This window comes from Tenacibaculum profundicola, assembly GCF_057220795.1.
Window position 1 is genome coordinate 1,915,728 of sequence record NZ_CM170137.1, and the last position, 22,931, is coordinate 1,938,658.

Annotated in this window: 17 protein-coding genes; 9 read left to right on the top strand and 8 right to left on the bottom strand. The window is 31.3% G+C overall.

The window, feature by feature from the left end:
• The 5 genes from AC2TDS_RS08160 to AC2TDS_RS08180 form a co-directional block, all read right to left on the bottom strand.
• On the bottom strand, positions 1-897 hold the full coding sequence (locus AC2TDS_RS08160) for a helix-hairpin-helix domain-containing protein (RefSeq protein ID WP_484738601.1): 897 nt from the start codon (positions 895-897) through the stop codon (positions 1-3).
• A gap of 10 nt (positions 898-907) precedes the next feature.
• Positions 908-2,476, bottom strand: coding sequence for an alanine/glycine:cation symporter family protein (locus AC2TDS_RS08165; RefSeq protein WP_484738602.1), 1,569 nt, complete (start codon positions 2,474-2,476; stop codon positions 908-910).
• A 94-nt stretch (positions 2,477-2,570) separates the two neighbouring features.
• Entirely contained in the window at positions 2,571-3,470 is a 900-nt protein-coding gene (locus AC2TDS_RS08170; RefSeq protein WP_484738603.1) for an SDR family oxidoreductase, read from the bottom strand.
• The gene (locus AC2TDS_RS08175) at positions 3,470-4,471 is read right to left on the bottom strand and encodes a potassium channel family protein (RefSeq protein ID WP_484738604.1); all 1,002 of its coding nucleotides are present in this window, start codon (positions 4,469-4,471) and stop codon (positions 3,470-3,472) included. Before AC2TDS_RS08175 ends, AC2TDS_RS08170 begins: the two co-directional genes overlap by 1 nt.
• On the bottom strand, positions 4,471-4,698 hold the full coding sequence (locus tag AC2TDS_RS08180; protein ID WP_484738605.1) for a PspC domain-containing protein: 228 nt from the start codon (positions 4,696-4,698) through the stop codon (positions 4,471-4,473). Before AC2TDS_RS08180 ends, AC2TDS_RS08175 begins: the two co-directional genes overlap by 1 nt.
• A 573-nt stretch (positions 4,699-5,271) precedes the next feature.
• Here AC2TDS_RS08180 and uvrA point away from each other — a divergent pair.
• A complete protein-coding gene (gene uvrA / locus AC2TDS_RS08185; protein ID WP_484738606.1) occupies positions 5,272-8,100 on the top strand; it encodes an excinuclease ABC subunit UvrA in 2,829 nt (942 codons plus the stop codon).
• 541 nt (positions 8,101-8,641) lie between these two features.
• Here the strand turns inward: uvrA and AC2TDS_RS08190 are convergent.
• The 3 genes from AC2TDS_RS08190 to AC2TDS_RS08200 all read right to left on the bottom strand — a co-directional run bounded on the left by AC2TDS_RS08190 (position 8,642) and on the right by AC2TDS_RS08200 (position 12,290).
• Complete coding sequence (locus AC2TDS_RS08190; protein WP_484738607.1) at positions 8,642-9,343, bottom strand: hypothetical protein; 702 nt, start codon at positions 9,341-9,343, stop codon at positions 8,642-8,644.
• A gap of 372 nt (positions 9,344-9,715) precedes the next feature.
• Entirely contained in the window at positions 9,716-10,450 is a 735-nt protein-coding gene (locus AC2TDS_RS08195; protein ID WP_484738608.1) for a LytR/AlgR family response regulator transcription factor, read from the bottom strand.
• Between the two features lies 1 nt (position 10,451).
• Positions 10,452-12,290, bottom strand: a complete 1,839-nt coding sequence (locus tag AC2TDS_RS08200; protein WP_484738609.1) for a histidine kinase — start codon at positions 12,288-12,290, stop codon at positions 10,452-10,454.
• Between the two features lie 299 nt (positions 12,291-12,589).
• Between AC2TDS_RS08200 and AC2TDS_RS08205 the strand changes: the two genes are divergently transcribed.
• The 8 genes from AC2TDS_RS08205 to AC2TDS_RS08240 all read left to right on the top strand — a co-directional run bounded on the left by AC2TDS_RS08205 (position 12,590) and on the right by AC2TDS_RS08240 (position 22,681).
• Positions 12,590-14,179, top strand: a complete 1,590-nt coding sequence (locus AC2TDS_RS08205; protein ID WP_484738610.1) for a vitamin K epoxide reductase family protein — start codon at positions 12,590-12,592, stop codon at positions 14,177-14,179.
• Between the two features lie 115 nt (positions 14,180-14,294).
• Positions 14,295-14,459: a hypothetical protein gene (locus tag AC2TDS_RS08210; RefSeq protein ID WP_484738611.1), complete on the top strand. Its 165-nt coding sequence runs from the start codon at positions 14,295-14,297 to the stop codon at positions 14,457-14,459.
• Positions 14,460-14,475: 16 nt separating this feature from the next.
• Positions 14,476-14,694 carry a hypothetical protein gene (locus AC2TDS_RS08215; protein WP_484738612.1) on the top strand — a complete coding sequence of 73 codons (219 nt, stop codon included), beginning with the start codon at positions 14,476-14,478 and terminating at the stop codon, positions 14,692-14,694.
• Between the two features lie 108 nt (positions 14,695-14,802).
• The gene (locus AC2TDS_RS08220) at positions 14,803-15,000 is read left to right on the top strand and encodes a hypothetical protein (protein ID WP_484738613.1); all 198 of its coding nucleotides are present in this window, start codon (positions 14,803-14,805) and stop codon (positions 14,998-15,000) included.
• 110 nt (positions 15,001-15,110) lie between these two features.
• On the top strand, positions 15,111-17,297 hold the full coding sequence (locus tag AC2TDS_RS08225; protein WP_484738614.1) for a peptidase domain-containing ABC transporter: 2,187 nt from the start codon (positions 15,111-15,113) through the stop codon (positions 17,295-17,297).
• A 170-nt stretch (positions 17,298-17,467) separates the two neighbouring features.
• Positions 17,468-18,757 carry an HlyD family secretion protein gene (locus AC2TDS_RS08230; protein ID WP_484738615.1) on the top strand — a complete coding sequence of 430 codons (1,290 nt, stop codon included), beginning with the start codon at positions 17,468-17,470 and terminating at the stop codon, positions 18,755-18,757.
• Positions 18,758-19,075: 318 nt separating this feature from the next.
• Positions 19,076-19,792: an LOG family protein gene (locus AC2TDS_RS08235; RefSeq protein ID WP_484738616.1), complete on the top strand. Its 717-nt coding sequence runs from the start codon at positions 19,076-19,078 to the stop codon at positions 19,790-19,792.
• Positions 19,793-19,933: 141 nt separating this feature from the next.
• Positions 19,934-22,681 (top strand): gluzincin family metallopeptidase, encoded by a 2,748-nt coding sequence (locus tag AC2TDS_RS08240; RefSeq protein ID WP_484738617.1) that lies wholly within the window; start codon positions 19,934-19,936, stop codon positions 22,679-22,681.
• Positions 22,682-22,931: the final 250 nt, after the last annotated feature.

The following is a 22,931-nucleotide window of genomic DNA, read 5'->3' on the forward strand; positions in this document are numbered from 1 at the left end:
TTATTCCGCTTCCAAATATAAGATTATTCTATCGTATTTTTTTAAAGGAAAATTGCTAATATTTTTCAATTCAATAATGTCTTGAATTTCTGCTACCTCTTCCTTATAATCAAATATTTTTTTACATAGTTCATAATCTATATAAGGGTTATTCAAAACTTCCTTAAAGGATGCCGTATTAACGTTTACCTTTTTTACTACTGGTTTTTGAATAATTTTAAACTTACTAAGTATTTTTTCTATGTCGCTGTTTTTAATCTTCCATACTTCATTCAACTGCGACTCAAAAGAAAACCCCTGAATTCTATCTCTATATTTTATAATCCTCTGAGCTAAAACCCAATCAATCTCTACTGCATTGGCAACATCAAGTGCCGTTGCTTTATTAATATCTATAGACGACACCTCATATTTCTTTTTCAAAAAATGCGCCGTTCTTTCTTTTTCTTTTTTTACAGCTTTTTGTTTCTTGTTTTTCTTTACTACCCAATCTGGAAATTTAAAATACGTTGCTATTTCACGTAATAAACTATCTGATACCTTCGTTACTTTCTGAAAATCTTCTTTAGAATTAACAAACTTATTCTTTTTTCTAAAAGTGTGTAACCTGTCAATTTCTTCAACTGACATCCCTAACAAGTATCCTTTATAATCAGAAATATAGTTTGGGTTAAAAGGATGTATTTTGACCCTATTTATATCCGATTCAACATTCTTTAAACTATCTATCTTTTGTCGTATCGCCAGTAATTCTTCAGTATCAATTTTTGTCTTCTCATCTTTAGAAAACCACCCTATCGTATAGACTATTTGCAACAGTATGATAATACATATTAAAAACAAAACCCCATTTCTTTGGCGTTTATCATACCAGAAATGGGGTTTAAAAATATTCATTTAAATTAAATTAACTTTTTATCGCTTTCATGTATTTATTAAGCTCTTCCTTAACTTTTGGTGCTAGAATTACAATACCCACCATATTCGGAACCATCATTGCAAAAATCATTGCATCTGAAAAACCTATAACAGAGCCTAAACTTGCCGCTGAACCAATAATTACAAAAATACAAAATATAACTTTATACAGATATTCCATCTTTTTGCTTCTTCCAAACAAATATACCCATCCTTGGAACCCGTAGTAAGACCACGAAATCATTGTACTAAACGCAAATAAGACAACCGCTATGGTTAGTACATATGGAAACCAAGATATTGCCGATTCAAAGGCTCCAGAAGTTAACAAAATTGCCTGTGCGTCATCAAGACCTGCGTTTGCAGAAGTAACATTACCTGTTATAATTAACACTAGAGCTGTCATTGTACATACTACTACTGTATCAATAAAAGGTTCTAACAAAGCAACCATACCTTCTGAGGCAGCATATTTTGTTTTTACAGCTGAATGCGCTATCGATGCTGACCCTACTCCTGCTTCATTAGAGAACGCTGCTCTACGGAAACCTTGTACTAATACACCCATCGCACCACCTGCAACTCCTTCAGGACTAAATGCTCCATTAATAATTTGCATAAAAGCACCACCAATCATATCAATATTTGCAAAAATAACAAACAAAGAAGCTGCTACATAAATCGCTACCATAAACGGAACAATTTTATCAGTTACTTTGGCTATTTTCTTTATTCCTCCAATGATAACTATCCCAACTAAAACGGCCATTACTATTCCGAATAACCAACCTTTACCATGTAAAAAAGAAGCTTCTCCTCCTGTGATATTCTCTACTAATTGAAAAGCTTGATTCACTTGAAACATATTTCCTCCGCCAAAAGAACCTCCTATAACAAAAACAGCAAATAGCGCCGCTAATATTCTTCCTAAAGTTTTATTTTTGAGTCCTTTTGTCAAATAGTACATTGGACCTCCATAAACTGTCCCATCTTCTTCAATATCTCTATATTTTACCCCTAAGGTACATTCTACAAATTTAGAAGCCATTCCTAAGAAACCAGCTACTATCATCCAAAACGTTGCTCCTGCACCACCAATCGATACCGCTATTGCTACTCCTGCTATATTCCCTAGCCCTACCGTTGCAGACAGCGCGGCAGTTAAAGCTTGAAAGTGCGAAACTTCTCCTTCATGGTTTTCAATAGCTATAGTTTCAATCGCATCTCCTCCCGGTGTTGAATCACCAGCTACTACCATTGTTTCATGGTGATCAATATCATCGTATTTACCTCTAACGATATTCACGGATGTTCTAATTCCTCTAAAATTTATAAACTTAAAGTAAATAGTAAAATATAAAGCTCCTAAAATTAAAGGGAAAAGAACCCAATAAACCTTAATTCCGTCTCCGAAATCTATTTGATAAAATATAGCTCTTACAAACCAACCTGTAGCGTCACCAAACGCCTCATCTATTCGTTGATCCAGACCTTTTTCTTGAGCAAATGTCAACATTGGAATTATTGACATTAATAATGTTAGAAGTTTTTTCTTCATAATATGAATTATAAGTTAGTATTTTAGAATTAGTGGTCCGCAATATCTTAAAAAATTGAAGTTTTCCCAACTTTTATGAGTTAAATGTGTTTCCTCAAGTTATCTTTTTCTTAAATTTTTGTAAATCATCGATAAATTTTCTTATTTCCAACCCTAGTTCATTTTTTGTTTTATTTAAATTAAACCCAGTTTTAGATGGCCTTTCTGCCCTTTGGTTTAATGTTTTGGTTGAAATGGGTTTGATAAGCTCTTTATTTAGCCTAAAAACATCTGCTATTTGTAAAGCAATATCATAAATACTCAATAGTTCGCTAGAAGAAACGTTAAAAACTCCTTTTATTCTTTTATCTATTGACAATTTGCAGGCTTCTGCTAAGTTTTCAACGTACGTAGGCATCCTAAATTGATCATCTACAATCGTAATCTCTTTTCCTTTCTCCAATGAATTTTTAACCCATAAAACAATGTTACTTCTAGACATATCAAATACGCGACCGTATACCAAGATCGTACGTAAAATTGTATAATCTACCTTCGATGAAAGTAAAATTTCTTCAGATTTCAATTTGGAAAGTCCGTAATAATTCAGTGGATTTGGTTCGTCTGTTTCTTTATAATACCCCTTTATTCCATCAAAAATAAAGTCTGTCGATAAATGAATTATATGCGTATCATTGACTGCTGAAAACGCCTTCAAAGTCTTCACTACCTGAACATTTAACTCATAACATTCTTCCTTTTCATCTTCGCACTTATCTACATTCGTCATTGCGGCGGTATTTATAATAACCTCTGGGCAATAATTATTTAATTCACCTACAAGTTTGTTCTTGTCTGTTATATCTATAGACACATATTTGAAATCATCTCTTCCACTTCTATTGTTTCCTCTTGAAAAACCAATGACCTCATATTTTCCTTTCTCTTCCAATAATAAATTTACCAAACTCTGCCCAAGTAAACCATTACTTCCTGTAATAACAATTTTCTTCATTAAAACAACTCTCTTAATTTATTGATTTGTTCAGGACGTCCTAGTACGATAAGATTCGAATCTTTCTTCAATTTCACTAATGCATCAGGGTTAATTGTATATTCTTGCTCTGGAGATTTATAACCAATAACGGTACATCCTGTTTTCTTTCGCAAATCCAAATCTAAAATGGTTTTCCCTACATATTCCTTTGGTAAATCATTAACGGCAACTTCTTCTAAGTTTGCGGTTGTATCTCCTTCTATCGTCAGTTTATCTACAAATTCAATAACATCTGGTGTCACGACTAAAAGAGCCATGTGCGCTCCCCCTAATTTATCAGGCATTATCACATTGTCAGCTCCCGCTATTTTTAATTTACTATTACTCGTTTCTTTTGATGCTCGACTAATAATTTTACATTTTTTATTTAATTGGTTCGCTGTTAACACAACAAATAAATTGTCGGCATCTGAAGGCAATACAGTAATCAAATTACTCGCGTTCAATATTCCTGCCTTAACCAAAGTTTCATCTACAGTAGCATCTCCTTCAACATTTAGTACTCCTTTTGAATCCAATTCTTGAATTAAGCCCTTGTCTTTCTCTATTACGACCACTTGTTTTTTATAACTTTTTAATTTCGTAATAGCCTGTCTGCCATTCCTTCCATAGCCACAAACTATGGTATGACCTTGGAGTCCTTCTATTTTTTTTTGCACTTTTTTTATTTTTAGTTGATAAAAAAATTGTCCGCTTATTAAATACTCTGAAAATGCAGATACCGAGTACCCGAATATAAACAAACTTGATAAAATGAGTACGATCGTAAATATTTTCTCTCCGGTACCAAAAGGATGAACCTCTCCAAAACCAATAGTGGTAATGGTTATAATGGTCATATACAACGCGTCAATAAAAGAATAGTCAAACAATAAGCTATACCCCCCTACTCCTGTCAAAAGAATAAGCGAGGAGAACACAACGGCTTTGTATAGTCTAGATTGAAATATCGTATTCATTATAAATCAAAAACAGAGGTTCGTTTCGTATAAATCATATCTTTTAATCGTAACAAAAAAGCAAGTGTTAAATATAATCCAAAAGATAGCCCTACGGTTACAAATGATATGTATATAAAAAACAGACGCACATTTACGGTACGCATTCCCAATCTATCTGCCAAACGAGAAGACACATAGAATCCATTTCTTTCAAAAAAGTGTCTAACAAAATGAATAAATGCCATTTCTTGATTTTTAGTTTAAAGAATATAAAAGATAAAGATATTATATTTAAAGAGACTATGTTTAAAATACGTGACAAAATAACATTTCTTACTGTCTTTTTATAATCCCTCAAAGGAAGCATAACCTACCTGAGCTCTCACGTTACTCTTCGAATATTTAACACAATAGCTTTTAAACTGCTATTCTCACATTCTTTATGGGTAACTACCCTAGAGTCATTGTACTGTTCAGTAGGCATTTTCCTTAAAAAGCAGGTAGGCTTCTGAATATGTTTTGCACTCCTATTCTTAATTTCAGTAAGACAAAAAACACAAACCTCAACTACTAAAGTAATACGATCCTAAATTAAAATTACCGCACTAAAAAAACCTTTTTTCCTTTCTTTCTCATTAGAAGAAAAACCATACACTAAGGCTGTCCCTATTTTTTTATAACTTGTATAAAGAAAAAATCATCATTTTCCGTTACCCTAATTTCAAATCATAAATGGTATAACCATTTTTACATACAATTCTTAATATAAAAATACATAAGTATTGCTTAAATTTGCTTTTTTCTGTAAATATCTGAATTTGAAAGAGCAAGAATATATTGAAGTATATGGAGCTAGAGTCCATAATTTAAAAAATATTGATGTAAAAATTCCGCGAGATAAGCTTGTTGTAATCACTGGCTTAAGTGGTAGCGGAAAATCATCATTGGCTTTCGACACCATTTATGCAGAAGGTCAACGTCGATACATAGAAACGTTTTCTGCTTACGCCCGACAATTTTTAGGAGGTTTGGAACGACCTGATGTTGATAAGATTGACGGTCTTTCTCCTGTTATATCTATTGAGCAGAAAACTACCAATAAAAGCCCTCGTTCTACCGTTGGCACAATTACTGAAATATACGACTTTTTACGTTTATTGTTTTCTCGTGCTTCCGACGCCTATTCTTTCAACACGGGAGAGAAAATGGTAAGCTACTCTGATGAACAAATAAAAAATTTAATTTTAAAAGAGTTTGATGGTAAACGTATTGCTATTCTGGCTCCTTTAATTAAATCTCGAAAAGGACATTATAGAGAATTATTTGAACAAATTTCTAAACAAGGTTTTGTTCGTGTTCGTGTTGATGGGGAAATTAGAGAAATTGTAAAAGGCATGAAATTAGACCGCTATAAAACTCATGATATTGAAGTGGTCATAGACAGATTAGCAGTCAGTGATGCCGTAGAAAAACGCTTAGAAGAAACCATTAAAACGGCTCTTTATGCTGGTGATAATATTTTGATGGTTATTGATGTTGATGAAGCTAAACCTCGATATTTTAGCCGTGAATTAATGTGCCCTACCACAGGAATTGCCTATCCTAACCCTGAACCGAACACCTTCTCGTTTAACTCTCCAAAAGGTGCTTGTAATCACTGTAATGGTTTAGGTATAACTCATGAAGTTAATCATTTGAAAATCATTCCAGATGACACTATTTCTATAAAGAACGGCGGTATTGCCCCACTAGGAGAACAAAAGAGTAGTTGGATTTTTAAGCAATTACAAACGATTGCTGAACGTTATAAATTTAAACTAACTGATGCTATCAATAAAATTCCAAAAGAAGCCTTAGACATTATTCTATTTGGCGGAAAGGAAACCTTTTCTATTGAATCAAAAGTAGCCGGAGTAACGCGTAAATACGAAATTGACTTTGAAGGTATTATTGCCTTCATTGAAGGGCAATACAAGAATACAGAAAGTTCATCGATAAAAAGATGGGCTAAAAGTTTTATGGACGAAGTTACTTGTTCGGCTTGTCAAGGGAATCGTTTAAAAAAAGAAGCTTTACATTTTAAAATCACCGATAAAAACATCAGTGAATTAACTCAAATGGATGTTAATGAACTAGCTGGTTGGTTCCGTAATATAGCATCAAAACTTACTGAAAAGCAATTGAAAATTGCTTCCGAAATTTTAAAAGAAATACAAACCCGAATTCAGTTTTTATTAGATGTAGGTCTGGATTACCTTACTCTTGATAGAACCTCTAAATCTTTATCGGGAGGAGAGGCTCAGCGTATTCGATTAGCTACCCAAATTGGCTCTCAGCTTGTTGGGGTACTTTATATACTAGATGAGCCTAGTATTGGTTTACATCAACGTGATAATGAAAAGCTCATAAATTCATTGGTTAAACTGCGTGATGTTGGAAATTCGATTTTGGTTGTTGAGCACGACGAAGACATGATTAAGAGTGCTGATTTCGTACTCGATATAGGTCCTGGAGCAGGAAGATATGGTGGTGAAATTGTCAGTGAAGGTACTTTTACCGATGTAAAATCTCACAAAACCTTAACCGCCGACTATTTAGCCAAGCGAAAACTAATTGAAATACCAAAAAAGCGAAGAGAGGGAAACGGAAAATCTATAAAACTAGTAGGTGCTACTGGTAATAATTTAAAAAATGTTTCTGTAGAGTTTCCTTTAGGAAAAATGATTTGTGTTACCGGGGTTTCAGGTAGCGGAAAGTCAACTTTAATAAACGAAACTCTTTATCCAATCTTAAACAGGCATATTTACCGAGGTGTTAAAGAACCAATGCCTTATAAAAGTATTAAAGGTATTGAACACATTGACAAAGTTATTGATATTGATCAATCTCCTATAGGTCGAACTCCGAGATCAAACCCCGCTACTTACACAGGGGTATTTAGTGAAATTAGAAGTTTGTTTGCTAAAACCCCAGAGGCATCTATTAGAGGCTATAAACCAGGGCGATTTAGCTTCAATGTAAAAGGAGGGCGCTGTGAAACCTGTCAAGGAGGCGGTGTTCGTGTTATTGAAATGAACTTTTTACCCGATGTTCATGTCGAGTGTGAAACATGTCAAGGAAAACGCTTTAATAGAGAAACTTTAGAAATCAGGTACAAAGGAAAATCTATTTCCGATATACTAGAAATGACGATTAATCAAGCTGTTTCTTTTTTTGAATTAATTCCTAAAATTTATCGTAAGCTAAAAACTATTCAAGATGTAGGGCTCGGATACATTACTCTCGGACAACAATCTACAACCTTATCAGGAGGAGAAGCACAACGCATTAAATTAGCCTCTGAATTATCAAAACGAGATACAGGAAATACGTTTTATATGTTAGATGAACCTACAACGGGGTTACATTTTGAAGATATTAGAGTGTTAATGGATGTTCTTAATAAACTGACTAACAAAGGCAATACCGTATTAATTATAGAGCATAACTTAGACGTTATAAAACTAGCTGACCACATCATTGATGTTGGTATGGAAGGAGGAAAAGGCGGTGGAGAAATAGTAGTTACTGGTACTCCTGAAAAAGTAGCAAAGCATAAAACTAGTTATACTTCTAAATTTTTAAAGAAAGAATTAATTTCAAACTAATCCCGATTCCTAGGTAAAGCTACACAAGCATGACTACAAGGGAATGGTTGTGTAACGTTACCTAAGACACCGTATGATTGAGAAATTTTACCTAAGAATCGGTATTAAATTTCAAAATGGAGTATTCATAGTATTCATAGTATTCATAATTTATCATGGTCTACTCCTGAAGTATGAATATAGCCATGATCTCGTCTTGTTTTTAAAGCACATACTACTTTTCCTTATAGCTTTTTATTACTCTTAATGTACGACTCCATTAATTAGAACCTCTTAAGTTTCTAATATATTTATAAAGTTGTTGTCTGACATAAAAATATTTTATCTTAACCAATCTATACCAACAAAAAACACTAAATTAGCAAGCTTCATTTGTAAGAGATTAAAATTAAAAAACATGAGTATGAGTCCAAATGACGATAGAAAAGTTAGAAAAACTGCAACAAAAAACTTGGAACGAAATAAAAACCAGTAACTCTTAGGTTGTTTTTCAAATAATCTAAGAACTTATATTTTATTTAATCTTTATATTACTGTTACATTATTTTAAAATAATTACCAATGAAGTAGCTTCAGAAAGATCAAAATCATATGGCAAATAACTTCCTCCTCCTTTAACATTTAAAATTAATCCATCCGTAAACAGCCCAAAATCACTTCTATTCCATAAACATATAAGCCTGTCATTGTTTAAAAAATAATCAGAAAGACTTCGATCGTTATCCAAAAACAAATTTTTATTAGGGAAATATAACTCCCATTTTTGCAATTCTATAATTTCAACTAAATATTGATGATAATACATTTGTGAATCTAATATACCTCCCCATTTTGTAGGATCTGGTTCAAATACTGTTGACATAGGTGGGTCTGGACAACATGACTGAGGGTCTATATGCCAGTTATACGTATCAAACTGTTCATGAAAAGCAATCTCAAAAGGATTTGAATCAACAAAATTTGAGTCCATGATATTAATCAAGTCTATTTTTGACACCTCATTACTTTTTACAAGCTCATAAAAAAAATTCCTTGCTCCTTCATTTTCTATAAGTGTTTTACCTATTAAAAATGATGTCATATACATTAATTGCTCTTTTCTATCTATATAAGGTTCAAAAACTTCTACTCGCCTACCTCTTTCTGTACGATATACTTCATCTATATTTTCAACTCCATCTGTATCCTCAGAACAGGAAACACAAAACACCAACACAAAACAAAATAGTTTTAAAAATTTCATAATTTCACTTTTTCAATATTTCTAATCACAAAAATACAAAGGGATTTACCCCTTTTTTTACGAATTCAAATTCGCAGTACCTCAATTCAAATTCGCTTTTAATACCAGTTATTGTTTGTATTTACTGTAAAAGAAAAAAATCAATACTAGCAGTAGCTATGATTTCTTTTTCTATTGAAATAGAAAGGGAAAAAGGACGTTTTATTACAGTAAATTCAAATGGTATAAGACCAATTAAATTTTCTGATTGGATATGATAAATTGAATTATTTTTTTCAAGATTAAGGCAAAATATTTTAGCATAGTCTTAGTTATGGCGAAATCTTTTACAAAAAAAGAAGCTACTTAGAAAGTTAAATTGATATAACCATACTAAAATAGATTCTTTAGCACCATATCTTTTCTCCTCGTAGCAACAGGTATTTGCTCCCCTGTTTTTGTAACAAGAAATCCTTCATTTGTATATTTAGTTATGTAGGCTTTATTTACGACAAAAGATTGATGACATTTAATAAATCGCTTTTTATCAAGTAATTCCTCTACTTTTTTCATTGGTTTTGAAATGACAATATTCTCTTCGAAAAGGTAAAATGTAGTATAATTACCTTCTGATTTACAATAAATAATATCATCAAATGAAACTAAATGTTGCGTATCTAATGTTTTTAAAACAATTTTCTGATGCTCTCCTTCTCTATAATAATGATTTGCAATTGTAATAGAACTACTCAACGTATTTTCTTTCTGTATGGTATTCACAGCTTTTTTCACAGCCTCAACAAACTCATCATCGTCAATAGGCTTTAGTAAGTAATCTAAAGCTCCCAAACGTATTGCTTTTATTGCGTGAGAATCAAACCCAGTTACAAAAATTATTTTGAAATTTATTTCTTCTAAAGACGACAAGATATCAAAACTTGTACCATCTCCAAGATCAATATCCATAAACACTAACTGAGGTTGGTATCTTTTTATTTTTTCAAGCCCTTCTTTTACTGAGATGGCTTCATCAACAATAAACAATTCATTTTGAAAATCTTGAAAAACTCTTTTCTTTAGGTTTTCCCTAACGTGTCTTTCATCTTCAATTATTAACGTCTTCAACATACTACAATAATTTATATGGCATTTTTAGTTCTACCTTTGTTCCTTTAAAACCTTTGCCTAGTTCTCTTTTATTTATAACCATAATTCCTTCTCCAGTCATTTTTGTTAAAAATTCATCTATCAACTTAACTGAAGATCTTTTGTTTACATTATTTTCATCAATTCCTACACCATCATCATCTATAATACAACTTATATATTCATTGTTAAGCCAAAGTTGAATTATAAGACTCCCTGTATCTTCTTTTTTTCCAAACCCATGAATTATTGCATTTTCTACAAAAGGCTGTAATAACATCGGCGGTATTAAAATTTCATCTTCTGATTGAATCGTATTATTTATTGAAAAGTTAAATCGCTCAGGGAATCTAAACTGCTGCAACTCTATATAATCTTGTAAAGATTGAAGCTCATCTTCTATATGTACATAATCTTTGGTCGAATTTTCAAATATAGTTCTTAATAATCTTGAAAATTTCTGAATGTATTTTATTGATTGTTTACTATCTTCTTCTATGCTATTTTTAATTAAGCTTAGACTATTAAAAGTAAAATGAGGATTCATTTGAGAACGCAGTAAGCGCTGGTGTAATAAAAAATTCTGTTGTTCAATTTTAAACCTTCTTTGTCTATAAAAATTTAAAATTAACACTCCTATTACCACTGAAATCAATAAAAGAACAGTTAATATATATTGATTTCTTTCATACTCGAGGCTTTGTATCTCTGCCTTTTTTCTGGCTTTTTCTAATACTATCTCATTTTTATGCGATTCTATTAAGACTTTTAATTTGCTATTTATTCTGTCAGAATACTTTTTTTCTTGATATGTAAATATAGAATCTAATTGTGCCGATACTTCTGCTATATCTTCACCTTGTTTATAAAGAATTTCTAAGTTGGTTTTCAACGTGCTTCTTTGATTGATATAATCAATATTATTCAATCCTATGTGAAATATTGAATCTATATACTTTTTAGCTATATCCAACTCCTTTAATTTAATATATGATTTAGATAAATTTATATAGTTATTAATTATTCTTGTTTTACTTAAATGAGAAGGTAATTCCTTAGAAAAAGCTAAGGCTTTTTTGAATGCAAAAACCGCTTTATTAAACAATTTAGTATTAGAAAAACAAAAGCCTAGTGTAGCATATAGTTCATACTTAGCAGCGGTTTTTAAATAATTTTCATACTTTCTAGCTTCTGCCAATTCATTTATTGCCATATCTTGTTTACCAAGACTACTATAAATACTAGATCTCCCAATTTTAGACATTGCATAATTAGTAGTATCTCTTACTTTTAAAAACATTGTTGTCGCTGAATCATTTGCTACTAAAGCCTCATTAAATTGTTTTAATTTAACTTTAATTCTTTGTCTAAATCCATAGACATAAGCTTTATTTCTGTAATCATTAGTGCCTAATAAAGAAAGTAGTTTTTCATTGACCCCCTCTGCATTTAAATAGTCTTCCTTATACCTAGAATAGGTTATCATTAAAGCTCTAAAATAAAATACTTCTCTATCATGTTCTATTTTGTTTTCAGAAAAAGAAGTAGCCCTATTAAAATCATCTATAGCAATATCATATTTCTCTAACCTACTATTATACCTTCCGGCAACATAAGCATACTCAGCTTTTAATGAATCTGATAAATTCTTTTTAGGTGTTTTTTCTAATTGCTCTAAATAGATCTTTAAAGAATCTTGTGAAAGTCCATGTGAAATTTTGTCATTAAAAAACCCTGGGAGTTTTAACTCTACTACTTCATTTCGCTTCTTTTCACAAGCAAATGCCATTAAAAAACATACTATTACTATTATTTTTTTCATTCTAACCAATAAACACCCCAGCAAAACTAGTTATTTCTTTATAAACGACCTATTTAATAACTTTAGACTTAAAGTTATATTTATATCAGTACCTATTTTATACGTTTTGTTACAATTAAAATTTATCAAACAACAGGTTCAAAAACAAATCATTATCAAAACACATCGATTATGAATTGGTTAGTCACAAATATGAATTAACTTATTTAAACACTTATTTCTTTTATAGTTTCGTCAACAATTCATTCTGTTTCTTAGAAATAAATTATAAGAAACCAACGATAACTTGTTAACTATTTATGGAGCATTCATTAATAAACATAGTACAACAACTTCTTAAAAAGAATAGCATTTCTTTTGATAAAGAAGAATTAGCATTTCAAATACAAAGCCATCCCTCATATCCTAGCTTACATGCCATAACAGGAGTGTTAGATCATTTTAATATAGAAAACATAGCGGCTGATGTTCCTGTTAATTCAGAAACACTACAACAATTACCCAACTGTTATATAGCACAAGTAAATAATAACAATGGGCAAAACTTGAATGTAGTCGAAAAAAAGAAAAATGATTACTTTCTATATACTACAGAGGGCAAAAAAGAAAATGTAATAGAAGAAGAATTTTTAAAGAGGTTTACCGGGATTATTGTTGCCGTGGAAAAAACGGATACTATTCAAACAAGTAAAAAAGCAAGTATGATTCCTAAATACATAGGTTTTGGAATCGTAATCTTATTAACTGCCTTTTGGGTTTTAAAAACAACTGATTCTGTTTTTAGTGTTTCTCATTTATTATTATCTATAGCAGGTATTGTTATTAGTGTCGCCATTGTAAAACAAGAATTGGGCTTACAAACCTCTATAGGTGACGCTTTTTGTTCAGGATCAGATGACAAAAAGGATTGTGATGCAGTGCTCTCCTCAAAAGGAGCTGAGATAATTAAAGGACACAAACTCAGTGACCTTAGTATATTATATTTTTCAACATTAGCCCTTCTTACCTTTGTTGAAATAGTGACACCAGTGGTAGCTTATTCAATAAGCTTAGCAGCTATTCCAATAACATTATACTCTATCTATTATCAATATGCAATAGTAGAAAAGTGGTGCTTATTATGTTTAAGTATTGTTGGTTTATTATGGTTACAAGCACTAATACCAGTATTAACAAACCTTTTCATTTTCAGCTTTGAGCCTACTGACTTTGTCACTTTAACAATTATAGGAACAAGTGTTTGGCTTGGTTGGAGTTATATAAAACCACTTATATCAGAAGTAACAGCTTTACGAAAAGACAAAATAGAAGGAGTTAAATTTAAAAGAAACTTCACCTTGTTTGAGGGAATGCTAAACAAATCTCCTGAACTTGATACTACTATAGCTAAAAGTCAAGAGATTGTTTTTGGAAACCCTTCTTCAAACCTAGAAATAGTTGTAATTACCAATCCTTTTTGCGGTCATTGTAAACCAGTTCACGCGCAGATAAATGAGATTTTAAACAAGTATAAAAATTCGGTTAAAATAAGGGTTCGCTTTAATATAAATACAGAAGACAAAAAAGGTAATAGTGTAAAAGTAACTAGCCGACTATTGGAACTTTATAATAACAATAAACATAAAAAATGTTTAGAAGCTATGAGTGATATTTATGAAGATCGTAATGTGATTTCCTGGCTAAAGAAATGGGGGGAAAGTAATAATAGTGATTACTTTTTAACGGAATTAGAAAGAGAAAAAGAATGGTGTAAAAATAATGCTATTAACTTCACCCCAGAGATTTTAATCAATGGAAGGTCATTTCCAAAAGAATACAACAGATCAGATTTAATTTTCTTTATAGAAGAATTAGAAGAAAACAGCCAAGTGGTCATAAACAAGGTATAAAAAACAAATCCCTAAAAAGGGATTTGAATTTGAAACATATTCTCTCGCGAAGAATAGACACACTCGGTGAGTGTCTTAAAATGTTCACCGCAAAGGTAATTTTAATATTTTAATAATGAGAAAATCAATTTTAGATTTAGGCAAAGCTCTAAATAAAGCGGAACAAAAACAAGTTAGTGGAGGGCGTCGCCCTCATATCTGTAATGATGATAGCCCAATAGTGTTTTGTACTTTTCCACAAACATGTACTCTTGGTAGTAATGGATGGTATTGTAGTTAAAATAAAAAGATAATTTATGAAAAAATCAATTTTAAATTTAGGTAATGCTCTAAATAAAATAGAGCAAAAACTAATTAATGGGGGAAGAAAATTCTGTACAAGTCATGCACAGTGTCCTGCTAACCAATGTTGTCAATCACCTCCTACTTCAAGTAGTGGAGTATGTGGGACTGCAACTAGCGGACAAGGATTATGTAATGGGCAATTACCTGTTGAAGAAGTACCATTTGGATAAATACCAATATTTTAACTTAAAAGGGCTGTATTTAGCCCTTTTAAGTTTATCCTTAAAAATCTGAATATTTTAATCATTCACTCATAAACAACACTAAAACTTTTATTTATGAAAAAATCAATTTTAAATTTAGGTAATGCTTTAAATAGAATAGAGCAAAAACTAATTTATGGAGGTAAAAAAAATTGTAATACACATAATGATTGCGGACCAGGATCTTGTTGTAATACGTCACGATTTTGCCAGCTATTTGAAGCTCCAAATTCAGGAGGACTTTTATGTGATGGGGCTATATCTATCTTTTAATTATTCATACAAGAATTATTCTTGTGATAAATTAACTTCTTGTATTTATATATAAAGGAGTTATTCCTTAAAAATAAAGTAATAACTCTTAAAATAATTAAATTTTTCATTTGAAGAAATTTCCAAATTATAAACAAACCGAGGCGAAAGATTGTGGCCCAACGTGTATAAAGATAATAGCAAAGCATTATGGTAAAACCATCAATACACAACAACTACGTAATCTAAGTGAAACTACTCGAGAAGGAAGTAGCTTATTAGGTTTAAGTGAAGCTGTAGAGTCTATGGGGTTTAAGTCTTTAGGAATTAAGCTAGCCTTTACCAAACTTCGAGAAGCTCCATTACCATGTATTGTTCACTGGAATAAAAACCATTATGTGGTTCTCTACAAAATAAAAAAAGATACAGTATATCTTTCTGATCCTGCTCATGGGCTTATTTCTTTTACTAAAGAAGAATTTATTCAACATTGGATAGGGAATAATGCTGATGAAAATACGGAAGAAGGAATTGCTTTAATGGTTGAGCCTACGCCTAAATTTTATCAAGAAGAATTTGATGAAGATGAAAAGTTTGGATTCTCTTTTATCTTTAAATATCTTTTTAAATATAAAAAATTTATAGTTCAACTTATTATAGGGTTATTAGCGGGTAGTTTATTACAATTAATCCTTCCCTTTTTAACCCAAAGCGTGGTTGATGTAGGGATTAAAAATCAAGACCTTAACTTTGTATATTTAATCTTAATTGCACAATTGTTTTTATTTGTTGGTAAAGCTGCTTTAGAAATTATTCGAAGTTGGATTCTACTGCATTTAAGTACACGAATTAATATTTCATTAATTTCTGATTTTTTTATCAAGTTAATGAAACTTCCTATTTCTTATTTTGATGTAAGGATGACAGGAGATTTACTCCAAAGAATTAATGACCATAAGCGTATAGAACGTATTTTAACAACCTCTTCACTAACTGTACTATTCTCCTTCTTTAATCTTATTATTTTCAGTTTCGTTCTAGGCTATTATAGCTTACAAATATTTGGAGTATTTGTTTTAGGAAGTGTTTTATATTTTGGTTGGGTTTTGTTTTTCTTCAAAAAAAGAAAAGAATTAGACTATAAACGATTTTCACAAGTAAGCCAAGAGCAAAGTAAAGTTATTGAGCTGATTAACGGAATGCAAGAAATTAAGCTTCATAATGCAGAAAGGCGCATGCGTTGGAACTGGGAGTATGTTCAGGCTCGATTGTTTAAAGTAGCTACAAAAAGTTTAGCCTTAGAGCAAACCCAAAGTGTAGGGTCTAACTTTATTAATGAATTAAAAAATATGTTCATTACCATTTTGTCTGCCAAATTAGTAATTGATGGTCAAATTACTTTAGGAATGATGATGGCAATTAGCTATATCGTTGGCCAATTAAACGGCCCTATAGTTCAATTAATCAATTTTATGAGAGATGTGCAAGATGCACAGATATCTATTGACAGGTTAGGTGAGATTCATAACATGGAAAATGAAGAAAAACCTGAAGATGAAAAAGTAACTAATATCCCAGAAAAAGAAGCCATAAAACTTAACAACATCTCTTTTAGATACACAGGAGGTTTAGAACCTGTATTAAAAGATTTATCCTTAGAAATTCCAGCGAATAAAACTACGGCTATTGTTGGTGTAAGCGGAAGTGGAAAAACAACATTGATGAAATTATTACTTGGCTTTTACCACGTAAATTCAGGAGATATAAATATTGGGAGTTTTAACTTAAAAAATATTTCACAAAAAGAATGGAGAAGAAACTGTGGGGTAGTGATGCAAGAGGGCTATATTTTTAATGATTCAATAGCAAAAAATATCGCTGTTGGAGAAGATTATGTAGATAAAGAGAAACTTGCACACGCTATAAATGTAGCCAATATAGCTGATTATATAGAAGGGTTGCCTCTAGGATATAACACAAAAATTGGAAGTGAAGGAAGCGGACTTAGTACTGGACAAAAGCAACGCCTTTTAATTGCGAGATCTGTATATAAAAATCCAAAGTTTTTATTTTTTGACGAAGCCACGAGTGCTTTAGATGCTAATAATGAAAAGGTTATTATGGGAAAACTTAATGAATTTTTTTCCAATAAAACAGCCGTAGTGATAGCGCATAGGTTAAGCACAGTAAAAAATGCTCATCAAATAGTAGTATTAGAAAAAGGAAAAATTATAGAAAAAGGAACTCATCAGGAATTAATAGCCTTAAAAGGAAGCTACCATCACCTAGTTAAAAATCAACTAGACTTGGGTAAATAAATCGTCATAACGAGGAATATAACCACGAAGCTATTTTAATCATTAAAATGAAATTGCTTCACTCCATTGGCAATGACAAAAATAGTATCTCACGAAGAATAGACACAAACCTTGAGTATCTTTAAATGTTCAAGGATTTAATAAAAACTAAATCTTTTTAAACACTTTATATGCCACAAAACAATTCAGATATAGAAATTAGAAGTGAAGAAGTACAAGAAATACTTAGTCATGTACCCAATTGGATGATTCGTTGGGGAAACACTTTATTGTTTTTACTTGTGATCATGCTACTATTTATCTCTTGGTTTGTAAAATACCCTGATGTTATAGCTACTCAGGTAATGGTTACCACTTCCTTTCCTCCTGAAAAAATTTATGCTCAATCTTCGGGGCAATTTGAAGTGTTTTTGACCAATGAAGGTAATAAAGTACAGAAAAACGAAATTCTTGCCGTAATTGAAAATAGTGCTTCTTACAAAGATGTACTGCTTTTAAAAAGTATTGTCGATACCGCTAAGATTGAACGTGAACATTTTTCTTTTCCTATTGATAAACTACCTCCTCTACTACTAGGAGATATTACTAACAGCTTCTCTCAGTTTGAAAGCAACTATTCTGAATATGTGTTAAATGAAAAACTAACCCCTTTTAAATCAGAAACTTTTGCCCACAAAATGTCTGTTACTGAAGCTAATGGTCGATTACAAATTTTATTATCGCAAAAAGAACTCAATAAAAAAGAAATGGAGTTTAAAAAATCCGATGTGCAAAGAAGTCGGAAAATGTTTAAGCAAGGAGTTATTTCTAAAAAAGAATTAGAACAAAAAGAAATTGAATTTTTACAATCGCAAAACATTTATAAAAACTTAGAATCTTCTATCTCTCAAATTAGAGAACTCGTAGGTAACTCCGCTAAAAACTTACAAGGTACCTCTATTAAGAAACAACAAAACGATATTCGTTTAAAAAACAAAACTATTCAATCTTTTCTTTACCTAAAAAAGGCTGTTAGAGACTGGGAAAAACAATATGCTTTAACCGCTTCTATAAACGGAAAAGTATCTTTCTTATCCTTTTGGAGTGAAAATCAAAATGTAAAAAATGGGGATCTAATTTTTACTATAATTCCCTCTAAAAGCAATTCTTTTATCGGAAAAATTAAAGCACCTGCTACGAACTCTGGGAAAATAAAAAAAGGGCAAAAAGTACAAATAAAATTATTGAATTATCCTTCTGATGAATTTGGTGAACTTAATGGAAAAGTAAACTCTATTTCATTAATACCGGATGCTGAAGGTAATTATTTAATTAATGTTGAATTACCTCAAGATTTGAAAACAACCTATGATAAAAAATTAACTTTCAGCCAAGAAATGAAAGGTACTGCAAATATTATTACCGAAGATTTACGTTTAATTGAACGGTTTTTCTATCAACTTAAAAATATTGTAAAGTAAATAGAGTTGTGTTAAACCCAATTCTCTCAACCACTAGCACCTATTAAATTCCAAAATGGTCTATTCATAATTTATCATGGTCTACTCCTGAAGTATGAGTATAGCCATGATATCGTCTTGTTTTTAAAGCACATACTACTATTCCTTATAGTTTTTTATTACTCTTAATGTAAGCCTCCATTAATTAGAACCTCTTAAGTTTCTAATATATTTATAAAGTTGTTGTTTGACATAAAAATATTTTATCTTAACCAATCTATACCAACAAAAAACACTAAATTAGCAAGCTTCCTTTGTAAGAGATTAAAATTAAAAAACATGAGTATGAGTCCGAATGACGATAGAAAAATTAGAGAAAAACTACAACAAAAAACTTGGAATGAAATAAAAACCAATGACTCTTGGGCTATTTTTAAAATAATGGCAGAGTTTGTTGATGGGTATGAAAAATTGAGTAAAATAGGCCCTTGTGTGTCTGTTTTTGGTTCTGCACGTACAAAACCAGATCATCCTTTCTATAAATTAGCAGAGGAAGTCGCTTTCAAATTAACCGAAAATGGTTTTGGCGTGATTACAGGGGGTGGCCCTGGTATTATGGAAGCAGGTAACAAAGGTGCCAACCGAGGTAAAGGGATTTCTGTTGGATTGAACATTGATCTTCCTTTTGAACAACACGATAACCCATGGATTGACCCTGGTAAAAGTTTAGACTTCGATTACTTTTTTGTTCGTAAAGTTATGTTTGTAAAATATTCTCAGGGATTCGTAGTAATGCCCGGAGGTTTTGGAACTTTAGATGAGCTTTTTGAAGCTATTACACTGATTCAAACAAAAAAAATAGGTCGTTTTCCTATTGTACTAGTAGGAAAAAAATTCTGGAGCGGCCTTATTGATTGGATTAAAGACACCTTATTGGAAGAAGGAAATATTAGCGCTGAAGACTTAAATTTATTCAGAATTGTTGATACAGCAGATGAGGCTGTTGAACATTTTAATAAATTCTATTCGAAATACAAATTAAAACCTAACTTTTAAAAAAATAACCTATATTTAAAATTCAGCACCTAGGCTTGGCAATAATCAACCTAAATTTTTAGCATGTTGCAAAAATCACTCTTGTGCCCTCTTTTATTTTTTGTTTTAAGCTACAGCCATTTAAGCGCTCAAATAAACTCTGTGAACGCTACTATACAGTTACATGACAGTATCCAAACTCTTAACATTGAACAAGACATCGTTTTTCACAATAAAACCAATGTTGATTTACAAAAAATATACTTGCATAACTGGGCAAACAGCTATAAAGACAATACAACACCCCTTGGTAAAAGACTTATTGAAGATTATCGTATGAATTTTTATTTTTCCAAGGAAAAAGAAAGAGGGTTTTCTAGAGTAAAAACGATGACCGTTGGAGGCAACCAAGTGATACCTAAACAAAAAGAAAATCATCCTGATATTATCGATATTACCCTGAATGAAACACTAAAACCGAAGGATAGTGTTATCATTTCAATAGCGTACTCTGTGAAGGTTCCTGATGCAAAATTCACGAGCTATGGGAAAACTAAAACTGGGTATCATTTACGTTTTTGGCAAATTATTCCCGCAGTACACCAACAGAAATGGCAGCTAATGAGTAATTTAAACATGGATGATTTGTATCAAGATATCGCGAATTATGAAATTAAAATTAAGGTTCCAAAACGCTATATTCTTGAAAGCAACCTGTATCAGTATGAAAATACAAGTGATAACTTCACTGATTACTTTTTAATTGGGCACAAGAAAAAAGACATTATTATAAACATAGATACACGGAAAAAGTTCAAATCATTCAAAACACAAACACAAGAAATCAAAACAGATGCCTATGATGAAAACATTTCTCTTCAAACTACCAATGACATCATCAATAAACAAATTCAATTTATTGAAAAACACATAGGAAAACACCCACATAGAGAGATTTTTGTAGATGAAAATACTGTTAGAAAAAATGCATTGCATGAAATTTATGGTTTACCGAAATGGCTAAAACCTTTTCCAGAAAACTTCAGGTGGGATGTCAATTTCTTTCATTCATTATGCTCTAAGTATATTGATGATTTAGTACTTCATAACAAACGCACAGAATATTGGTTTACTGACGGGCTACAAACCTATTTAGTCATGGAATATTTAAAAACCTATTATCCAAAAATCACCATCTTAGGAAGATACTCTAACTATTGGCCCCTAAAAGATTATAATATTGGTCGACTAAATCAAAGTGACAAATTCTCCTTTATGTATCAATTTAGCGCGAGGAAATTTTATGATCAGGCATTGAATACTCCTGCAGATTCGCTCTCTAATTTTAACAGAAAAATAGTTAGCAGATATAAATCAGGACTGGGCTTTAAATACTTACAAGATTACATAGGTAACGGTGCTTTAGAGAAGTCAATTAAAACATTTTTATTCCAAAATCATCTAAAAACAACCTCTCCATCGAATTTTACGACCATATTAAAACAGAATACCCCCAAAGATATAAGCTGGTTTAGTAATGATTATTTGAAAACCTCAAAAAAATTAGATTATAAAATCACCTCTGTAAAAAAATCGGCAAACGAAGATTCTCTAAAAGTAACAATAAAAAATAAACGTAGCTTTTCAGCTCCAGTAGCACTATACGGCATAAACAATAAAAACATCGTATTTAAAAAATGGGTTACCAATGTTGATTCCACAAAAACTATCACCATAAAAGAAGGTGATTTTGACAGACTGGCTTTAAATTACGAAAACATTTATCCAGAATACAATTCTTTAGATAATTTCAGAACTACAGATAACAAACTGTTAAACAAACCTCTACAATTAAGACTTATCAAAGACATTGAAGACCCCTATTACAATCAACTTTTTTATTATCCTAACATTAAGTATAATTTATATGATGGAATCATTTTAGGAGTCCGAATCAATAATCGACATATCATTCCACATAACTTTGATTTTTCTATTACCCCTAACTATAGCACTAGAAGCAACAATTTTACAGGAGCTTTCTCTTTAGGGTACAATCATTTTTTACAAAAGTCCTCTCTTTATAAAATACGATATGGAATTCAAGGTAGCAATTTTCATTATGCTCCAGAACTAGGATACAATGCACTTGTGCCTTATGTAAGCTTATCTTTTAGAAGAAAAACACTACGTGATGTTGGCTCTAAAACATTTTCAACACGTTTATTTTACATTAAAAAAGAGGTAGCTGCAAATGCTCCGATTACCGAACAAGATAGGTATAAGGTTTTAAATTTCCGATATCTCTATAATAGACCCGATATTATCAAAAGGCTTCAATATGCTGTTAATTTTGAACTAGGAAATAATTTCACAAAACTCTCAACAGATATACGATACAGAGAATTTTTCGATACGCAAAGAATTTTTGAACTCCGTTTTTTTGGAGGCATGTTTATCACTAACAACTCTTTCGGCGATTATTTTAGCTTCGGATTAAATAGGAGTTCCGATTACTTATTTGAGCAAAATTTATTTGGCCGCTCTGAAAGTTCTGGTCTCTTCAGCCAACAGTTCGTTATTTCAGACGCTGGTTTTAAATCAACATACGACACCCCTAAAAGAGCCAACCAATTTGTGCTTGCGGGGAATACAAGTGTTAGTATCTGGAAATGGATTGAAGTGTACAATGATGTTGCTATGTTAAAAAACAAAAAAGAATCACCTACCTTTTTTTATGAAAATGGCATCCGTGTAAATTTCATTCCTAATATTTTTGAATTTTATTTCCCTGTATACACAAACCAAGGTTGGGAAGTAAACAAAGAAGCCTATCCTTCAAAAATACGTTTTGTTATTACTACTAATTTAGATAGGATTTATAATTTTATCCGAAGAGGTTTTTTGTAAAGCTAATATTCATATCTGTGTTTATTATTGTTTGCGAGATACTCTTATTTACAGGTACATTATTTTTTATATACGAACATATAATACCAGTTATTGTTTGAATTTACTGTAAAAGAAAAAAAAGACGTTTTATTACGTTAAATTCCAATGGTAAATGGTCTCTTCAACCTATTTTATACCGATTCTTAGGTAAAATTACTCATTCATTTTCTTACACTCATACTTGTAATTAGCTGTAAATTGATATGTA

Bases quoted from the DNA above. Each gene is read 5' to 3' on its own strand.
- AC2TDS_RS08160 (WP_484738601.1), bottom strand. From the start codon at position 897: ATGAATATTTTTAAACCCCATTTCTGGTATGATAAACGCCAAAGAAAT.
- AC2TDS_RS08165 (WP_484738602.1), bottom strand. From the start codon at position 2,476: ATGAAGAAAAAACTTCTAACATTATTAATGTCAATAATTCCAATGTTG.
- AC2TDS_RS08220 (WP_484738613.1), top strand. From the start codon at position 14,803: ATGAAAAAATCAATTTTAAATTTAGGTAATGCTTTAAATAGAATAGAG.
- AC2TDS_RS08215 (WP_484738612.1), top strand. From the start codon at position 14,476: ATGAAAAAATCAATTTTAAATTTAGGTAATGCTCTAAATAAAATAGAG.
- AC2TDS_RS08190 (WP_484738607.1), bottom strand. From the start codon at position 9,343: ATGAAATTTTTAAAACTATTTTGTTTTGTGTTGGTGTTTTGTGTTTCC.
- AC2TDS_RS08235 (WP_484738616.1), top strand. From the start codon at position 19,076: ATGAGTATGAGTCCGAATGACGATAGAAAAATTAGAGAAAAACTACAA.
- AC2TDS_RS08205 (WP_484738610.1), top strand. From the start codon at position 12,590: ATGGAGCATTCATTAATAAACATAGTACAACAACTTCTTAAAAAGAAT.
- AC2TDS_RS08175 (WP_484738604.1), bottom strand. From the start codon at position 4,471: ATGAATACGATATTTCAATCTAGACTATACAAAGCCGTTGTGTTCTCC.
- AC2TDS_RS08195 (WP_484738608.1), bottom strand. From the start codon at position 10,450: ATGTTGAAGACGTTAATAATTGAAGATGAAAGACACGTTAGGGAAAAC.
- AC2TDS_RS08230 (WP_484738615.1), top strand. From the start codon at position 17,468: ATGCCACAAAACAATTCAGATATAGAAATTAGAAGTGAAGAAGTACAA.
- AC2TDS_RS08170 (WP_484738603.1), bottom strand. From the start codon at position 3,470: ATGAAGAAAATTGTTATTACAGGAAGTAATGGTTTACTTGGGCAGAGT.
- AC2TDS_RS08200 (WP_484738609.1), bottom strand. From the start codon at position 12,290: ATGAAAAAAATAATAGTAATAGTATGTTTTTTAATGGCATTTGCTTGT.
- AC2TDS_RS08180 (WP_484738605.1), bottom strand. From the start codon at position 4,698: ATGGCATTTATTCATTTTGTTAGACACTTTTTTGAAAGAAATGGATTC.
- AC2TDS_RS08210 (WP_484738611.1), top strand. From the start codon at position 14,295: ATGAGAAAATCAATTTTAGATTTAGGCAAAGCTCTAAATAAAGCGGAA.